Source organism: bacterium, from assembly GCA_024224155.1.
GTDB lineage: Bacteria > Acidobacteriota > Thermoanaerobaculia > Multivoradales > JAHEKO01 > CALZIK01.
Map to the genome: position 1 here is coordinate 12,152 of JAAENP010000127.1, position 14,749 is coordinate 26,900.

10 protein-coding genes and 1 riboswitch are annotated in these 14,749 nt (G+C 66.7%); of the genes, 4 read left to right on the forward strand and 6 right to left on the reverse strand.

From position 1 onward, the window contains the following. Positions 1-4: 4 nt before the first annotated feature. The 5 genes from GY769_07115 to GY769_07135 are packed head-to-tail and all read right to left on the reverse strand — an operon-like array spanning position 5 to position 10,017. On the reverse strand, positions 5-4,411 hold the full coding sequence (locus GY769_07115; GenBank protein MCP4201688.1) for a VWA domain-containing protein: 4,407 nt from the start codon (positions 4,409-4,411) through the stop codon (positions 5-7). After that, entirely contained in the window at positions 4,408-5,871 is a 1,464-nt protein-coding gene (locus GY769_07120) for a hypothetical protein (protein MCP4201689.1), read from the reverse strand. Before GY769_07120 ends, GY769_07115 begins: the two co-directional genes overlap by 4 nt. Beyond that, on the reverse strand, positions 5,826-8,759 hold the full coding sequence (locus GY769_07125; protein ID MCP4201690.1) for a PRA1 family protein: 2,934 nt from the start codon (positions 8,757-8,759) through the stop codon (positions 5,826-5,828). Before GY769_07125 ends, GY769_07120 begins: the two co-directional genes overlap by 46 nt. 34 nt (positions 8,760-8,793) lie before the next feature. Further along, positions 8,794-9,240, reverse strand: a complete 447-nt coding sequence (locus GY769_07130; protein MCP4201691.1) for a DUF4878 domain-containing protein — start codon at positions 9,238-9,240, stop codon at positions 8,794-8,796. Between the two features lie 30 nt (positions 9,241-9,270). Then, a complete protein-coding gene (locus GY769_07135) occupies positions 9,271-10,017 on the reverse strand; it encodes an ankyrin repeat domain-containing protein (protein ID MCP4201692.1) in 747 nt (248 codons plus the stop codon). Between the two features lie 62 nt (positions 10,018-10,079). Continuing rightward, positions 10,080-10,188: riboswitch (cyclic di-GMP riboswitch) on the reverse strand. Positions 10,189-10,316: 128 nt separating this feature from the next. Here GY769_07135 and GY769_07140 point away from each other — a divergent pair. The 4 genes from GY769_07140 to GY769_07155 all read left to right on the forward strand — a co-directional run bounded on the left by GY769_07140 (position 10,317) and on the right by GY769_07155 (position 13,824). Then, the gene (locus GY769_07140; protein MCP4201693.1) at positions 10,317-10,925 is read left to right on the forward strand and encodes a TetR/AcrR family transcriptional regulator; all 609 of its coding nucleotides are present in this window, start codon (positions 10,317-10,319) and stop codon (positions 10,923-10,925) included. Between the two features lie 15 nt (positions 10,926-10,940). Next, positions 10,941-11,690: an SDR family oxidoreductase gene (locus GY769_07145; protein MCP4201694.1), complete on the forward strand. Its 750-nt coding sequence runs from the start codon at positions 10,941-10,943 to the stop codon at positions 11,688-11,690. Between the two features lie 78 nt (positions 11,691-11,768). Further along, on the forward strand, positions 11,769-12,731 hold the full coding sequence (locus tag GY769_07150) for a ring-cleaving dioxygenase (GenBank protein ID MCP4201695.1): 963 nt from the start codon (positions 11,769-11,771) through the stop codon (positions 12,729-12,731). Between the two features lie 31 nt (positions 12,732-12,762). Continuing rightward, positions 12,763-13,824, forward strand: coding sequence for an FAD:protein FMN transferase (locus GY769_07155; protein MCP4201696.1), 1,062 nt, complete (start codon positions 12,763-12,765; stop codon positions 13,822-13,824). Here GY769_07155 and GY769_07160 read toward each other — a convergent pair whose 3' ends face one another. Continuing rightward, complete coding sequence (locus GY769_07160) at positions 13,825-14,748, reverse strand: RnfABCDGE type electron transport complex subunit B (protein ID MCP4201697.1); 924 nt, start codon at positions 14,746-14,748, stop codon at positions 13,825-13,827. Between the last annotated feature and the right edge of the window lies 1 nt (position 14,749).

Below are 14,749 nucleotides of genomic sequence, written 5' to 3' on the forward strand. Positions count from 1 at the left end.
GCCTCTAGCTCTCGTCTCGCGCGTCGAGATTCAGAACGACACTGTCTTCACCCTTGACGCGTACGTCGTCGAAGAGTCGTGGCGGGCTCGTCAGAACCCGCACGGAGTAGAGACCGGCCGGCACTTCCACCGGGTCGCCGCGGGTGACTCCCGCGGCCACCACCTCGCCGCCCGCGTCCAGAACCTGGAACTTGGGCTGGAGCGCCTGGCGCATCGCTTGCCCCAGCTCCTCGCCGCTGGTGGCGTTGAAGTAGAGACCGCCCCCCAGCGTGGCCCAGCGGCTGAAGGTGTCTTTGAGCGTCTCGTCTTCGATGGCGAATCCCACGATGTTGACGCGGACATCGAAGCCCTTGTCCTTGAGGCCCTGGATGGCGGCTTGAGGATCCCCGCCGCAGGTTTCCTCGCCGTCGGTCACCAGAATGACGATCTTCGGGCCGTCCGCGGTTTCGAGGTCCGCCGCAACCAGTTCGAGGGAAGCACCGATCGGCGTCTTGGCCCGGTTCTTGGCCTCGGTCCGGCGAATAACGGGGACGATCTTCGCCGGTCGCAGGGGTGACAGGGGCACCTCGAGATCGGTCTGGCAGGCGCGCGGAGTCTTGTGGCCGAAGATGCGAAGCGCCAGCGGCGTCTCCGGCGGCAGGGTCTCTTCTACCAGGGATACCAGCACGTCCCGGGCGATGTCGATTCTCGAGCGCCCCTCGAGGCGCTGCAGCATGCTGCCGGAGGCGTCGAGGATCAGCTCGACGGCCGGACGGCCGAGGACGGACTCGGAAGCGGTGATCTCGATCGTCCCCGGACCGGGAGGCTCCTCGAAGCGGGTGGTAGCGGCGAGCAGGTAGCCGGCCGGTCGTCGCAGTAGGCACGAGGCGCGATCGAACGCGACTTCCAGATCGGCGTTGGTGCGGAAGAAGTCGTAGCGCCCGTCGTTGGTTGCGGCCCAGCTCTGCATCAGGTCCTGTTGATAGACGACGTTGCCGCGGTGGAGCTCGAGCGTGAAGACTCGCGGCCTCACCTCCTCGAGGAACCGCCAAAGCTCGCCCGTCTTGTCGTAGCTGTGGGTGTCGGCGTCGGTCAGGAACACGACCGCTCGGGTCCCCGACCGGTTCGCGAGGCCCTTGGTGGCGGTCAGCAGCGCCAGCTCGGCTTCGCTCGAGCCGTGCCTGCGATCGTAGTCGTTGAGGGCGGTCTGCAGAACGTACGCTTGATCTGACCACTCCTCGAGCAGGAAGTCCCCGCCGCCGCTCTGGAAGGGAAGCAAGTTGACGAACTCGCGCTCACTTTGAACCGAGGCGACGAAGCGCGGCAGTGCCTGGTAGAGCGTGGGCTTGAACGGAGTCGTGCTGCCGCTGTTATCCCAGGCGAGAACGATGGAGCGGGGTGGCTCGACGATCTGCACGAAGTAGGCGTCCCCACCCTCGACGGCGAGATCGGCTCGCCAGCCTCCGGCCGGGGTCTCGGAGACCTCTTCGAGAGAGACCTCTTCGCCCGCCTGGTTCTCGATTCGGCCCACGACCCGCAGCGCCGGGTCGCCCTCGAGCGACAGCTCCAGACGGTTGTGGCCGCTCGGCACCTCGATCCGATACCAGTCGACGTCCTCACCGACCAGCACATCGCCGCGCTGGCGACGCCCAGGCTCGAGGCTCTGAGCGTTGGCGCGGGTGTCGTTGTCGCCGGCCTCGGAGACCGCGTTCCCGGCCCGGCCGGAGTCGGTCGTCGTCTCGTAGTAGGCGGCCCGGGAGTACTGACCCCACTCTCCCAATGCCGACAGGTAGCCTGGGGCCGCAGGCCGCTCGAATACGCGCAAAGTCTCGGGCAGCTGCCACGTGTCGGAGACCGCCGGTTCGGTGGTGGAGAAGCGCACGTAGCGTGCCCAGATCGGCTCCGGAAGCTGCAGGCGAGAGGTAGCGGCCGGCGTGGTGTCGAGCTGCCAGGTGCTCAACGGCGACCAAGGTCCGACCGGGCTCTTGGCACTGACGGAAACCTGGACGGTGCTCAGGCGAGGCGAATCGTAGTAGTCGTCGGCCTGAACCCACTCCAGGGCCGAGATCTGGGCGGCCCGCTGGTGGTGGAAGCCCACGATCCAACGGTTCGGATTGAGCGGATCGAGGCGCATGTGCGGATGCTCGACCTCTTCGGTCAGAATCTGTCGGATGATGCTGGTAGTCATGAGCGGATCCGACCAGACCACGTGACCGCCCTTGCGAGGATCCGCCAGATTGAAGGGCTCGGCTCCGACGGGGTGGGTCCCGGGCCGTGCAATGACCTTCCATTCCCCCAGCGCGGCGTATCCGCCGGCGCCTTCGTGGTTGGATAGAACCCGGAGACGAGCAAAACGCGCCGGCCGCGGCCGGTCGAGCGCGAAGGTCTGCTCCCTCGGCGCCGGTCCCAGCTCTTCGGAGAGGACGGGGGAAAACTCTCTGCCATCGAGCGAGAGAGCGAGCTCGAAGCGCCTGGCCTGGTTGCGTACGGGGTAACTGCCGCGCGGATTGAGCACAACACCGGCGACAGGCAGCGGCTCGGTCCCTGCTAACTCGACGGTGACGGCGGCTGGTGTCTCGCGCGTGTACCATGCGCCGTCGTTCGGGGTCACGCCGTCGTGCAGCGGGGCCTGATCCTCCGCGGCCCGCTCATCGGCTACGACCGGTCGGGCACCCAGCCCCGCCCAGGCGACGTTGAGGCCGCCGAGCAGCTCGGCCGGTAGCGGCGACGGTGGACGGCCTCCGATGGGGGGTGCACCGCAGCGGGCCACGGCCTCGGTCGATGCCGTGCGCTGGGCGCCGGCTCCGTCACGGGCACGAATCGTGATCCGCACCGGGCGCTCGGCCCAAGCATCTTCGGCCACGGCGAGCGTCAGGTCGACCGAGGTCCGCTCTCCGGCCGCGAGAGCTACCTCCGTGGGCTCGAGCCGTGCATTCCAGGCGTGATGACTGCTCGCGGCGTCAAGGGTGAGATGCAGAGTCTGATCACTCTCATTCACCAGCCCGACCGGCAGTTGCGACCGTTGATCCTGATGCCAGAACGCCGCGAAGACATGGGGTCCGGCGGGTAGCGACAGCCTGAGCGGCAGGTCTCGGGCGGCCGGACGGGGTGGCGGGCCGGGCTCGAAGGCGAAGCGCACCTCGTAGGCCCCTTTGCCGTAGATTCGCGCGATCCAGGGTGTTGCCGCATCAAGGGTGCCCTCGAAGACCGCGTTCTCCTCATCCCACTTGAAGACATCCGAGTGGTAGTCGTCACCCTCGCGGTAGAGGCGCAGGAAGGTGTCCGGCCGTACATTGTCCGGCTGTTCCAGTATCTCCGCCCGGACGGTCGTCTCCTCTGCGAGCCGCGGCAGGCGGTACCAGTCCTCGTCCCTCGTTTCGCCGACGGTTCCGGTGACCTTCAAGCTCGAGGGTAGGGGGCGAGCATCCCGGGGTTCGTCGTTGGGCTCGAGGTCGCAGGGGAGGTCGAACGGATCCAGGCGATTGACTCGCAACCGATACGGCGAGGCACTTTGCCCCTCCTCGGCCTTGACCTCGGTGATGTAGTCGCCGCTCGGCAGCCAGGCCCGGTAGACCAGGTTGCCGCCCGCCTCGTGGCCGCGATAGAGGAGGAGCGTGCGCTCGGTTCGCGTGAGTCCCATCTCCCAAACCGTGAGGCGCGGCTTGACCTCCGGCGGCGGAGCGACTTCGAGCTCGACGTACTCGGCCGCGTTGAGCGAGAACTGATAGTAGTCCTCGTCACCTTCCTCGAAGAGCAGCCCGCTGCGAGGAGTCCCGAGGCGCAGCAGGTGGGCGCGGCTGGGGTCGTCGTTGGGCTCGCGCTCGGCCCAGCGGGACGGTGCGCCGAGGGGGACCGCGCGCAGGGTGTACTCGGCGTCACCCTCGCGGCTCCAGAGTTGCAGCCAGTGACGGCCGGGCATCAGGAAGAGGTTGGCAAGGGTCCATCGCGAGGTGTCTTCGTGACGGGTCGCGGTTTTCGACTCCCCGGCCGCGTTCTGGTACTTCAGGCTCTGAAGGTTCGAGCTGATCGCCTCGATCAACCAGAGCTCCGGCTCGCCTTCGACCGTGAAGACGTACCAGTCGAAGTCACGACCGCTGAGGCGACCTCGCGTCACCCACTGCTCGCCGTCCCGAGTCAGGGGACCGGCTTGCTCGATCTCGTCGTTGGGCTCGGCTTCTTCCGCCTTGGCTGGCGCCGAATTGAAGTCGTAGGGGGCGACCTCGAGCGGGTCGGCTTCTGCCGCGCTCAAGTCTTCGAAGGCGGCCTCGGGCTCCGAGAAGGCGAGGTTGCTCGCCTCACTGCCGGCCGCGACGATGGCCGGCTCAGCGTCGCTCGGTACAGGTGATTCGGCCTCGTCGCGGCGGCCGCAGCCGATTCCTCCGAGCAGCATCGCGAGGAGGACGACGAAACCCGAGGTTAGATGAAGACTCAAAGCTCGATCCTCCCTTCACTCTCGAAGCCACGGACGCGCAACGCGTCGGGGGTGTTGCGCGTTCGGTACGCGAGCTCGAAACGCACCGGAGTGTCCGGCGGCACCACGAAGGGCTCGGGTGGCGAATGGAGAAGCGCGGCGGTTGCCCGAGCATCCAATCTGGCTTCGGAGGCGCCGGCCTGGAGCAGGAACTGCGCCGCCGGCTGGATCTCGAGCCCCCGCGCCCCGGCCAGTGGTCGCACGCAGAGATCGAGGATGACGAGCTCTCCGTCTCTACGGCTTCCGAACAGCTGGATTTCCATGATCCCACCGTCGAGGTGGCGGGCCGTAGGGTCGGGCATCCCGCGTGGGGCCCGATCGGTCAGTGACAGCGATACGACCTGATTGCCCACGCGCGCGCCCAGCGCGAGACGTTCCGCCCCAGCCGGCAGCAGAAAAGCGACCTCCTGATGTTGGTAGATCTCCGGGGTGAAGCGGAGCACCTCCCGGGGCTCAGCATAGTGGATGAACCCTCCATCCGTCGCCAGCCAGAGGTAGCCTCGGGGATCGATCTCGACGATGTTGCCGACTCCGCCGCCGCTCGAGAGGCTCTTGCCCAGTAGGCCGGCAATCGCCCAGCGGCGCTCCGCCGGGGCGGCCTGGCCGCGGTACTCTTGCGCGAAGTCGACGCTGACCGTGGCCAGCTCTAGCTCGCCGGTGGCTGCCTCGCCAAGCGCGCCTCGCGGGAGCTTGCCCTTTCCGAAGGCTTTGCGCTCCTTGCCTCGGACCGGCACCGTGACGTGGCCGTAGCTGTAGTCGAAGAGTCGCAGGGCCAGGTTCTCGGCCGCCTGTGGCACCAGGAAGAGCAGACTGGCGGCGACCACCTCACCCTGCCCGGAGATCTCGAGCGCCGCTGCCGGCGCGACACCGCCGGGAATCTCTTCACTCCGTTCGTGAAGCGGATAGGCGACGCCGTCGGCCAGCAGATAGACGTGGTCGAGCCACTTCGGCACCTTGTAGGCGACGTCGACCTCCACAAGCTCTTCGTCACCGCCGCCGCCGCGGGCGAACGCGCCGACGCCCATCGTCCGGTCGGCCTTGCCCTCGAGCTTGGACTTCGGAACCATCTGACGCGGATGGACGTTCTCCCAGCGCGTCTCGACGATCAGAAACGCGCGGCCCTTCGGCGTCTCGGTCTCGGAGAAGGCGCTCGCCTCTTCGACCGCGACCACCTCGACGCGGACCGCCCGGTTGGCCGCGTCTGACGAGTCCGGCGCCTCCGACGGGTCGGCCGGCTGGTGGCTCGTCTCCTTCGTCTCGACCGTGTCGGCTGCGCCGATCCGAGGCGAGGGAATCTCGCGCCGCTGACAAGAGCAGAAACCAAGGGCGATTACGAGGAGGAGCAGTCCAGTCCCGGCGAAAGAGCGCGACAATGTCAGGCGTCGGCCAGGTAGGCGTTGAGAATGGTCATCGATGAACATGTGAACCCCTTCTGGAAACCCTTGCACCAGCCCGTATCGAGGATGGTGATCTCGGCACCGGCGCTGGCGCCGACGCCCAGTGAATAACCCTCCTCCCAGCAGCCCTCGATCTCGGCTTTCACTTCCGCCACCGTGACCCCGGTCTCCCAGACCTTGCCGACCTTGATGTCCGAGCACAGGTACTCACCGATCTGTTTCAGGTAGGCCTTGGCCTCCTGGAGCGCCGCCTTGTTGAGCTCTCCGTACTCGAGGATGAGAGCGGCCAGTACCCAATGAGTGTCGGTGGCGCCGGTGATCGCGCCGATCACCCAGGCCATGTCTTCGTCGAGGGCGCCCTCGCTCTCGATCAGGGTGCGCTGCACCGTCGCTTGATGAAGGCCGGTGTCGAGAACGCCCACGGCTTCGCGGGTCGTCGGCTCGACTTCCCACCAGCCCCAGCGCTGGCGCTCGCGATGCTCGATGCCGCGTGTCGGCAGCGCCACGATCTTGCCGCGATCGAGCGCCGCCAGCACCCTCTGTCGGGCTCGAGGCGACAGGTCGAGCTCTCCGATTCGAGATCGCTCGAGATCCGAGTACATGACGATCGGTACCTCTTGGGCGGCGGCGTCCAGCATGAGCCCGGCGGTGCTGAGTGGCCGCTGGCCGGTGAAGAGCTCGACGATCTTGGCTTCCAGGATCGATTCCAAAACCCCTCGTCCGTAGAGGAAGCTCTCGCGCCTGAGGAGCGCCTGGCCGGGGTACGAGATCGCCGCGCAGCTGTCCTGGCGCAGGTCGAGGAAGACCTCGAGCTCGTTGCCACTGCCCTGGAAAGTACTGATCAGAATTCGGGGCTTGTCGTAGTAGGCAAAGACCGAGAGCTCGCGACCCATTTCGTCGGCGAGTTGATCCGAGATCGATGCGAAGGCGAGATTCACGAGGTGTCCCGACTCGAGACCGAGCGAGCGCTCGAGCGAAACCGCTTCCTGGTATAGCTCGGCCGCGTCCTTGCCGTCGCGCAGGCTCTTCTTGAGACGATCCAGGCGCTCGCGCACCGCCTCGGCGTCTCGCCGGGCGAGGGTCGCGTCAAGAAGCTGGCGGAACCAGCTTTCGGGGATGCGATTCGCGGTGAGCAGGATCGAGTGGCGTTGAAAGAGAGGCGGCCGCTCGCTCGCGTCGTTCGTCTCGAAGAGCGGCCGGACGACCTCCTCCCGGCGGCCATCCGGATAGCGGATCTCGAAGCGGAGATCGATCCGCTCGATCGCGTCCGATCCTGCAGCGTCTAGCGGTCCGCCGGCGACTCGGAAGGCGCCCTGAGCGAGGCTCGCGTCGCCCACGGTCAGAGCAGCCTCGTAAACGCTGGTCTTGGTGTCTGATCGTCCTTGCGGTTTCGCGGCCCGTCCGCCGAGCGCCCCGAAAACGTCGAGACTCGTTTCGGGCTCTGTCTCTGCTTCGTCCGAATCGGATTCGATACGGGCAATCACCACGAGTCCGACAGCGGCGTTGGACAGATCGTCGAACGGTCCCTCCCAGGTCAGCACGGGCTCCCGGTGACCGGGCCTCCCCAAACGCTCGACGTCGACCCGCAGGGCTGCGGTCGGTTCATGCTCGGCGGGAAGCCGGTCCCAGGTGCGGTCCAGCCGCGCAAAACGCGCGCCGGGCTCAGCGCCGGCGAAGCTCGGATCGAGATCCAGCCACTCGCCGCGCTGCTCGAGCTGGACCCAGTAATGGGGGTCGAGACGCTCCAATAGTCTCGCGTCTTCGGTTGGGTGCGAGATCGGAACCGTCTCCGGATGAGAGAGCTCCACGGCGGCCGGAAGAGTCGCGGCGATCAGCGTCGAGGCCTGGGCCCGTTCGAGGTGTCCCTGCGCGTAGCGAACTCTCTCGCCAGCCGCCGTGAGACGAGCCCTCAGCAATCGCGCCTGTTCCAGGGAGTTGCCGCGGCCGTTGAGGACCACGCCGTCGGGAGAGCGGAGCGAGTTGCGCGTCGGCTCGAAGCCGATGTCGTCGCGCACCTGGGCGAAGATGTCCTCCCAGCCGGCATCGGCGTCGCCGACTCCGGCGAGGACAGGCGTCTCCGGCGCCGATGAGGTCGTGAGGGCGCGGTGCTCCGCGGACGCCGACACCGATCCCAGCGACTCGATCGATGGCGTCGTTGGAGCCGTGGCAGGGGCTGATGATTGGAAGTGTGGCAGGAAGCTCAGAGCGTTGACGAGACCTCGCGAGTTCATCTCGAAGGCGCAGACGAGGCTGGTGGCGAAGAACACCACGGCCAGCGAGACGGCTCCTCGCCGGCCAGCAACGGCCGGCCGCAGGGATCGTTGCCACAGTCCGAGGAGCGTCATGACCAGGGCCCCGGGCAGCAGGATCGCCGCTCCGAAGTAGGCTCCCTGCAGCCAGTAGGGCAGTGTCCACAGGCCGACCAGGGCTTCGCCGAAGGGGATGCGCTCCGCGAGACCCATGGCCACGGGAATCGCGGCGTGCAGCCCGAGGCCGATGAGAATCGCGCGGCTCCACCACGGCAGCACTGCCAGGCTCGTCAGCCACCACACGGCCAAGCCGACCGCGGCCAGGAAAAGTCCTCCCACCAGATCATCGAAGTGCAAACCCGCGATGCGCAGCCCGCCGCCGTCGGTTCCGTACAGATAAGCCGGGGCGAGCACCAGAAGCCCGAGGACGGCGAAACCGACCCACAGCAGGGCCTGCGGCCGCCGACGAGCGAGGAGAGCGGCGACAGCGACCGCTACTGCTGCGCCCAGCGTCAGCCAGAGGCGTCCGGGCCAAGCGATCCACCAGGCCTGGGCGGCGGTCACGAGAGCCACGAGCAGAAGCAGCACGCCGCCCGCCGCCGCCAGCAGCGTTGATCTCGACCCGGGATCAGCAAGACGACTGCGAAGGGATGAGAGTTCCACGATCGAATCTCCTCGGGAGTCCGCTCAGCCGGGCTCAGCTGCCGATGTTGTAGGAGATGAGCTTCCAGTCGTCGTTCTCTTTGACCAGCTTGAAAGAGGCAGGCACTTTGGTGCCTCTTTCGAGCGTTACGGTGCCGGCCAGCTCGGCACCGGCAAGATCGATAGAGCGCTCCGTGAAGGAAGTGTCCTTGACCTGGAAGAGCTGCGTGTTGGTCTCGACCGTGGCTGTGAAGTCCGCGAGTGATTGTTCCTCTTTGAGCGGCGCACAAAAGTGCTCGTGCGCCGCCGCGTAGTCACCCGCCCCCGCGCTCGCGAGGAAGCCCTGAATGACCTCTTCCGGCCCCGCCGTCGCGCGCCAGACAAAGAGAAAGACGATCGCCACGAAAACAGCGATGAGCGCGGCGAGCGCTCCGCAGCCCAGCGCGATGAGACGCCCCCAACGCTTCTTCGGCTGTTCGCTCGCGTCCGTCGACATCGTCATGAGAACCTCCTTTGGGCCGCTTGTTTTCTTCTACTCTCCGTTGGCCGCCTCATTCAGCAGGCGGGCGACCTGACCGTGACCACGGTGCTCCGCGATCATTCCAGCGGTGGCACCATCGCCGCTGCGCAGACTGGCTCTTGCGCCGCCGTCGAGCAACGCTCGCACGGTGCCTTCGTGTCCGTTCTGGGCCGCCAGCATGAGCGGCGTCCAGCCGTCGGGCGTCGCTGCGTCGGCGTTCGCTCCTGCCTCCAGCAGGACATGGACACCGGCGACATGGCCCTCGAGAGCGGCCAGCATGAGGGCCGTTCCTCTGTCAGAGGATCTGGCCTCGGTCGCTGCTCCTCGCTCGAGCAAAACCCTCAGCGTGTCGACATGGTCGTGCCCGGCGGCCTTCATGAGAGTCGTGGTTCCTGTCCTATTGGTCGCGTCGATGGCGGCGCCGCGGTCCAGTAACAGCTCGATGCACTTCGAATGCCCGGTCTGAGCCGCCAGAGTCAATGCCGTCATGCCCTCGTGGTTGGCCGCGTTGGCGCGCGCGCCTCGGTCAAGCAAGGCTTCTACGACGTCGAGGTGCCCTTCCTGGGCCGCCGCCATGAGTGCCGTCCACCCTCCGCTCACGACCGAATCCACCGGCATGCCCTGCGACACCAGGCTCACGACCTCTGCGGAGTCGCCTCGAAGAGCGGCTTGGAGCAGCGGCTCGGCTTGATCCTGCCCAGCGGCCGCCGTGGCGATCGACAGGGCGGCGAGCACGCCCAGGTAGCTACTGATTCTCATGACCCTCCCTCGCAGCGGGGATGGCCCGTGTGTCGGCGATTCTGGGGGCCAACCCCAGGACCTTCGGCAGCTCGGCGGTCTTGGGATCCCTCCCAGCGGACGCCGTTGGGAAGGAGGCGAGGATCCGTGGCTTTGCGACGCCGGCTTTCGCCGGCTGTGCCTTTCTCGGGCGCCGCCCATCTTACCTGGGAGGGCGGCGCCGGATCGCCACCCGTTTGGGCGGCATGGGGCGGAGGATTGGGAGTATGTTCTTCTGTGTGAGACTTGACATGATAGTTGACCGGTCGTATAGTCTCGAAATGGGCCGGACCAGCGATGCCAGAGAACGGCTGATCGAGAGCGGCAGCGAGCTCATGCATCAGCGCGGATATACCGCCGTCGGCGTCAGCGGTCTCTGTGAGGCCGCTGGGGTAAAGAAGGGCAGCTTCTACCACTTCTTCCCCTCGAAGGTCGAGCTTGCCGCGGCCGTGATCGACAGGCTGTCCGTGGGCTCGGAGGCTGCCATGGACCAACTGACGAACGGGAAGGGGCCTCCTCTCGAGCGCTTGGCGGCCTACGCGGACGGCGTATTCGAGACTCAGTCCGAGCTGCACGAGAGTTGTGGCCAGGTGCTCGGGTGTCCCATCGGCAACCTGGGGCTCGAGATGAGCACGCAGGAGCCGGCGTTGCGCGAGCGGCTCGATCGCGTTTTTGACAGGAATGTCGAGACCTTCGAGAGCGTGCTTCGCGAGGCCGTCAAAGGAAACGACGTTGCGCCGCTCGACATCACCGGCGCGGCCTACTCGATTCTGGCTCTCGTCGAAGGCAGTGTCATGTTGGCGAAGATGAAGAATGATCCCGGGTTTCTGCGCGGTCTGAAGCGCGACCTGTTTCGCCTGATTGGCGCGGAGCTCGAGGTCGAGAACTGAGGTGTTTTGTCGGAGGTGACCGAGAACACAATCAAAGACAGCGTGGTTTTCGTAACCGGTGCCAACCGCGGCATCGGCCGTGCCATCACCGAGGCCCTGCTCGACCGAGGCGTGGAGAAGGTCTACGCCGCGGCTCGCAAGCCCGACGCGCTCGCCGATCTGGCGGAGCGCTACGGAGACCGCGTCGTGCCGCTCGAGCTCGACGTCACCGACGCCGAGAAGGTTCGAGCCGCCGCCGAGAGAGCCGGTGACGTGCGGGTCCTTTTCAACAACGCGGGCGTCGCCGTGGGAGGAGGGTTGACCGAGGACGGCATCGTGGACGCCGCCCGCACCGAGATGGAGGTCAACTACTTTGCGCCTCTCCATCTCCTGCAGCGCTTCGCGCCGATTCTCGAAGCCAACGGCGGTGGGGCTATCGTCAACGTGGCATCGATCGCGGGTTTGAGCAACTTTCCCTTCTATCCGACCTACAGCGCCTCCAAGGCCGCGGCTCAATCGCTGACTCAGGCCGCGAGCGCTCTCCTCGCGGCGCAGAACACCGCCGTGCACGGCGTCTATCCGGGCCCGGTCGATACCGATATGTCCAAGGAGATCGACATGGACAAAGCGACGCCGCGCGATGTTGCCGACGCGATCCTGGACGGTCTCGAGGCAGGTACAGCCGACATTTTTCCGGACGCCTTCGCGGAGGGCTTCGGGCAGCAGTTCCACACGTCGCCCAAGGCGTCGGAGGAGCAGCTGGCGGCGATGCTCGCCCAGGCTTGATCCAAGGGCGGCCCCGACCGGAGGTTTCCCCGGTCGGGCCGCCTCGTTTCATTCAGACCTCACTCTCGGGAGCGCGACATGAGCGAACAGATTGCCGGAATTCATCACGTCACGGCGATAGCTACCGATCCCCAGCAGAACGTCGATTTCTATGCCGGCGTTCTGGGGCTGCGCCTGGTCAAGAAGACCGTCAACTTCGATGATCCGGGGACCTACCATTTCTACTACGGCGACGAACTTGGTCGTCCCGGGACCATTCTGACGTTCTTCCCCTGGCCGATGGCACGGCGCGGGAGCCGCGGCTCCGGCCAGGCGACCGTGACCTCGTTCGAAATTCCCGGGGCGTCGCTCGGTTTCTGGAGAGAGCGACTGGCGCAGCTCGGAGCGGTCGCCGAGGAGCCGAAGGCCCGTTTCGACGAAGAGGTGCTGGCCTTCTACGATCCCGACGGACTGAAGCTGGAGCTGGTTGCCAACTCCGGAAGCGGCCGTGGTGAGCCATGGAGCGGAGGCCCGGTTCCACCGGAGCACGCCATTCGCGGTCTTCACAGTGTCGCGCTCTCCGTGCGGGATCTGGACGCGACCGCCGGGCTGCTGACCGAGACGATGGGACTCCGGCCCGGGAGTGAAAGCGGCAACCGGTTCCGGTTCGAAACCGGGGACGATATCGGTGACCGAGTCGATGTAGTTCACACGCCGGAAACCGGCTTCGGGACGATCGCCGCCGGCACCGTGCACCACGTCGCCTGGCGAGTGCCCGACGAGAGGTCTCAAGAAGCCTGGCGCGAGGTACTTGCGGGTGCGGGCCTTCATCCCACGGCGGTGCTGGACCGGCAGTACTTCAAGTCGATCTACTTCCGGGAGCCGGGAGGCGTTCTGTTCGAGTTCGCTACCGATCCACCGGGCTTCACTCGCGATGAGGATCCGGCTGAGCTCGGCACCGGGCTCAAGCTGCCGCCGTGGCTCGAGCCGGAGCGCGAGAGGCTCGAGCCGGCTCTGCCGGCCATTGCGCGGCCCCGACCGACGGCGCGGACAATAGCGTGAAGGCCCGAGCCATCGGGTAGTCTCCGGGACGATGGCTGGGGCTGGGGCGAATCACCACCGCCGGCTCGTTGTGGTCGGGCTTTGTGCCGCGCTTTTGGCCGTCGCGTGGTGGGCTACGCAACGAGTCGAAGAGCGGCAGATTGTCGTCGAGAGCCACCCGGTAGGCATCATGGGCACGAGTTGCTCGATCATCGCGGTGCTCCCGGGCGACGAGGGCCATCGGGGAGCCGAGGCTCTGCAGAGCGCAGAGGACGAGTTGAGGCGACTCGAGGGGCTCTTCAGCACCTGGATGGAAGCCTCGGAGATCTCCGGACTCAATCGAGCTTCGGCGAGTCGAGCAGTGCCGCTGTCCCGAGAGGCTCTGGAAGTGCTGCAGCGCGCCAGGGAACTTCATCGCGCGACCTTCGGCGCGTTCGACATCACCGCCGGGCCGCTGATCGATGGCTGGCGTCGCGCCGCGGAGCAGGGGCGACTGCCGGATCGAGCCGAGCTCGAGGCTCTCCGAGATTCTTCGAGCTGGGAGGATCTCGAGCTCACCCCGAGCGGAGCTATCAAGTCGCGTCCGACGCTGCGACTGGACGTCGATGGCATCGCCAAGGGATACGCGATCGATCGGGCGGTGTCGGCTCTGCGCCGGGCGGGCGCGGCCGGCGGCATGGTGGAGGTGGGGGGCGATCTTCGCGTTTTCGGCAGGTCCCCGGCCGGCGCCGGCTGGCCGGTCGGCATTCGCGACCCGTCCTCGGACCAACTTGCGGGCACGATCAATATCGTCGACCGCGCGGTCTGTACCAGCGGCGGCTACGCCCGCTTCGTCGAGATCGAGGGCGAGCGCTACAGTCACATCCTCGATCCCAGAACCGGTGTGCCGGTGGACGACGTCGTGTCGACCACCGTGATCGCGAGCGACGCGGCGACTGCCGACGCCTGGGCGACGGCGCTCTCGGTTCTGGGATCCGAGGGCCTCGAGAGTCTCGAAGAAGATGTCGAGGCTCTGCTGCTCTTCGGGAAGCGCGACGCTCCTCGAGCCGTGGCCTCGTCGGGCTTTCCCGCTCTCGGGGATCGGTCCGGCGTTCCGGTCTCGCGGATCGACTGATCAGCCCCGCCACTCGGCCTGGTCGACGGTCGTCTTGAAGTCCGCCACGGCGCGCAACGGCAGCTCTTCGTCGGCGGTAGCCAAGATGTCTTCCGGAGCCGGTTCTCCCACCCAAAGCAGCGATTCCATCGGGCACTTCTCGATGCTCTTGTCGAGTTCCTCGGCTTGGGGAGCGCTGTCGGGCTCGTAGGAGTCGTAGTCGAGGACCGGCAGGTTGTCCTGCATGGCAAACAAGCTGCTCACGCGCTCGCAGGCTTTGCAGCCGATACAGCCGAACGTACAGACGGCGCGGACGTCGTTGCCGAAGTCCTGATTGGAGCAGGCCACGGCCAGGATTCGGCTCGCCTTGAACGGCACGCGGCTTATGATGTGGCGAGGGCAGGCATCGACGCAGGCGCCGCAGCCAGTGCACTTGCGGTAGTCGATGACCGCCAGACCCTCGATCACGTGGATAGCGTCGAACTCGCAGGATCGCACGCAGTCCTCCAGGCCGAGGCAACCGTAGGTGCAACCCTGATAGCCGGCCACGAGATTGGCTGCCGAGCAGCTCAGCTCGCCGCGATACTCGCTACGTCCCAGGCGCTGATCGAAGCGCGCCGCGCAGTGGACGATGGCGCGGTAGGGCCAGCTCGGTTCCACATCGACCCCCATGATGCCGGCCACCGCCTGGGCACAGCTGGCGCCGCCCGGGGCGCACAGGTTGACTGCGGCGTCGCCGGCCGCAACCGCTTCGGCGTACTCTCCGCATCCAACATATCCGCATCCGCTGCAGTTGACGCCGGGCAGCACGCTTTGGATCCGGGTCACCCGGGCGTCGACCGCGACATAGAAAGCTCGGTTCGCCCAGCCGAGGATCGATCCGGCCGCCACGGCGAGCGCCAGCATGGTGGCGGCGGCAAGCGTTATCAGAGTGACCGTCAGCATG

Coding starts and splice junctions, on each gene's coding strand:
- GY769_07150 (MCP4201695.1), top strand. CDS start 11,769: ATGAGCGAACAGATTGCCGGAATTCATCACGTCACGGCGATAGCTACC.
- GY769_07140 (MCP4201693.1), top strand. CDS start 10,317: ATGGGCCGGACCAGCGATGCCAGAGAACGGCTGATCGAGAGCGGCAGC.
- GY769_07135 (MCP4201692.1), bottom strand. CDS start 10,017: ATGAGAATCAGTAGCTACCTGGGCGTGCTCGCCGCCCTGTCGATCGCC.
- GY769_07155 (MCP4201696.1), top strand. CDS start 12,763: ATGGCTGGGGCTGGGGCGAATCACCACCGCCGGCTCGTTGTGGTCGGG.
- GY769_07120 (MCP4201689.1), bottom strand. CDS start 5,871: ATGTTCATCGATGACCATTCTCAACGCCTACCTGGCCGACGCCTGACA.
- GY769_07130 (MCP4201691.1), bottom strand. CDS start 9,240: ATGACGATGTCGACGGACGCGAGCGAACAGCCGAAGAAGCGTTGGGGG.
- GY769_07160 (MCP4201697.1), bottom strand. CDS start 14,748: ATGCTGACGGTCACTCTGATAACGCTTGCCGCCGCCACCATGCTGGCG.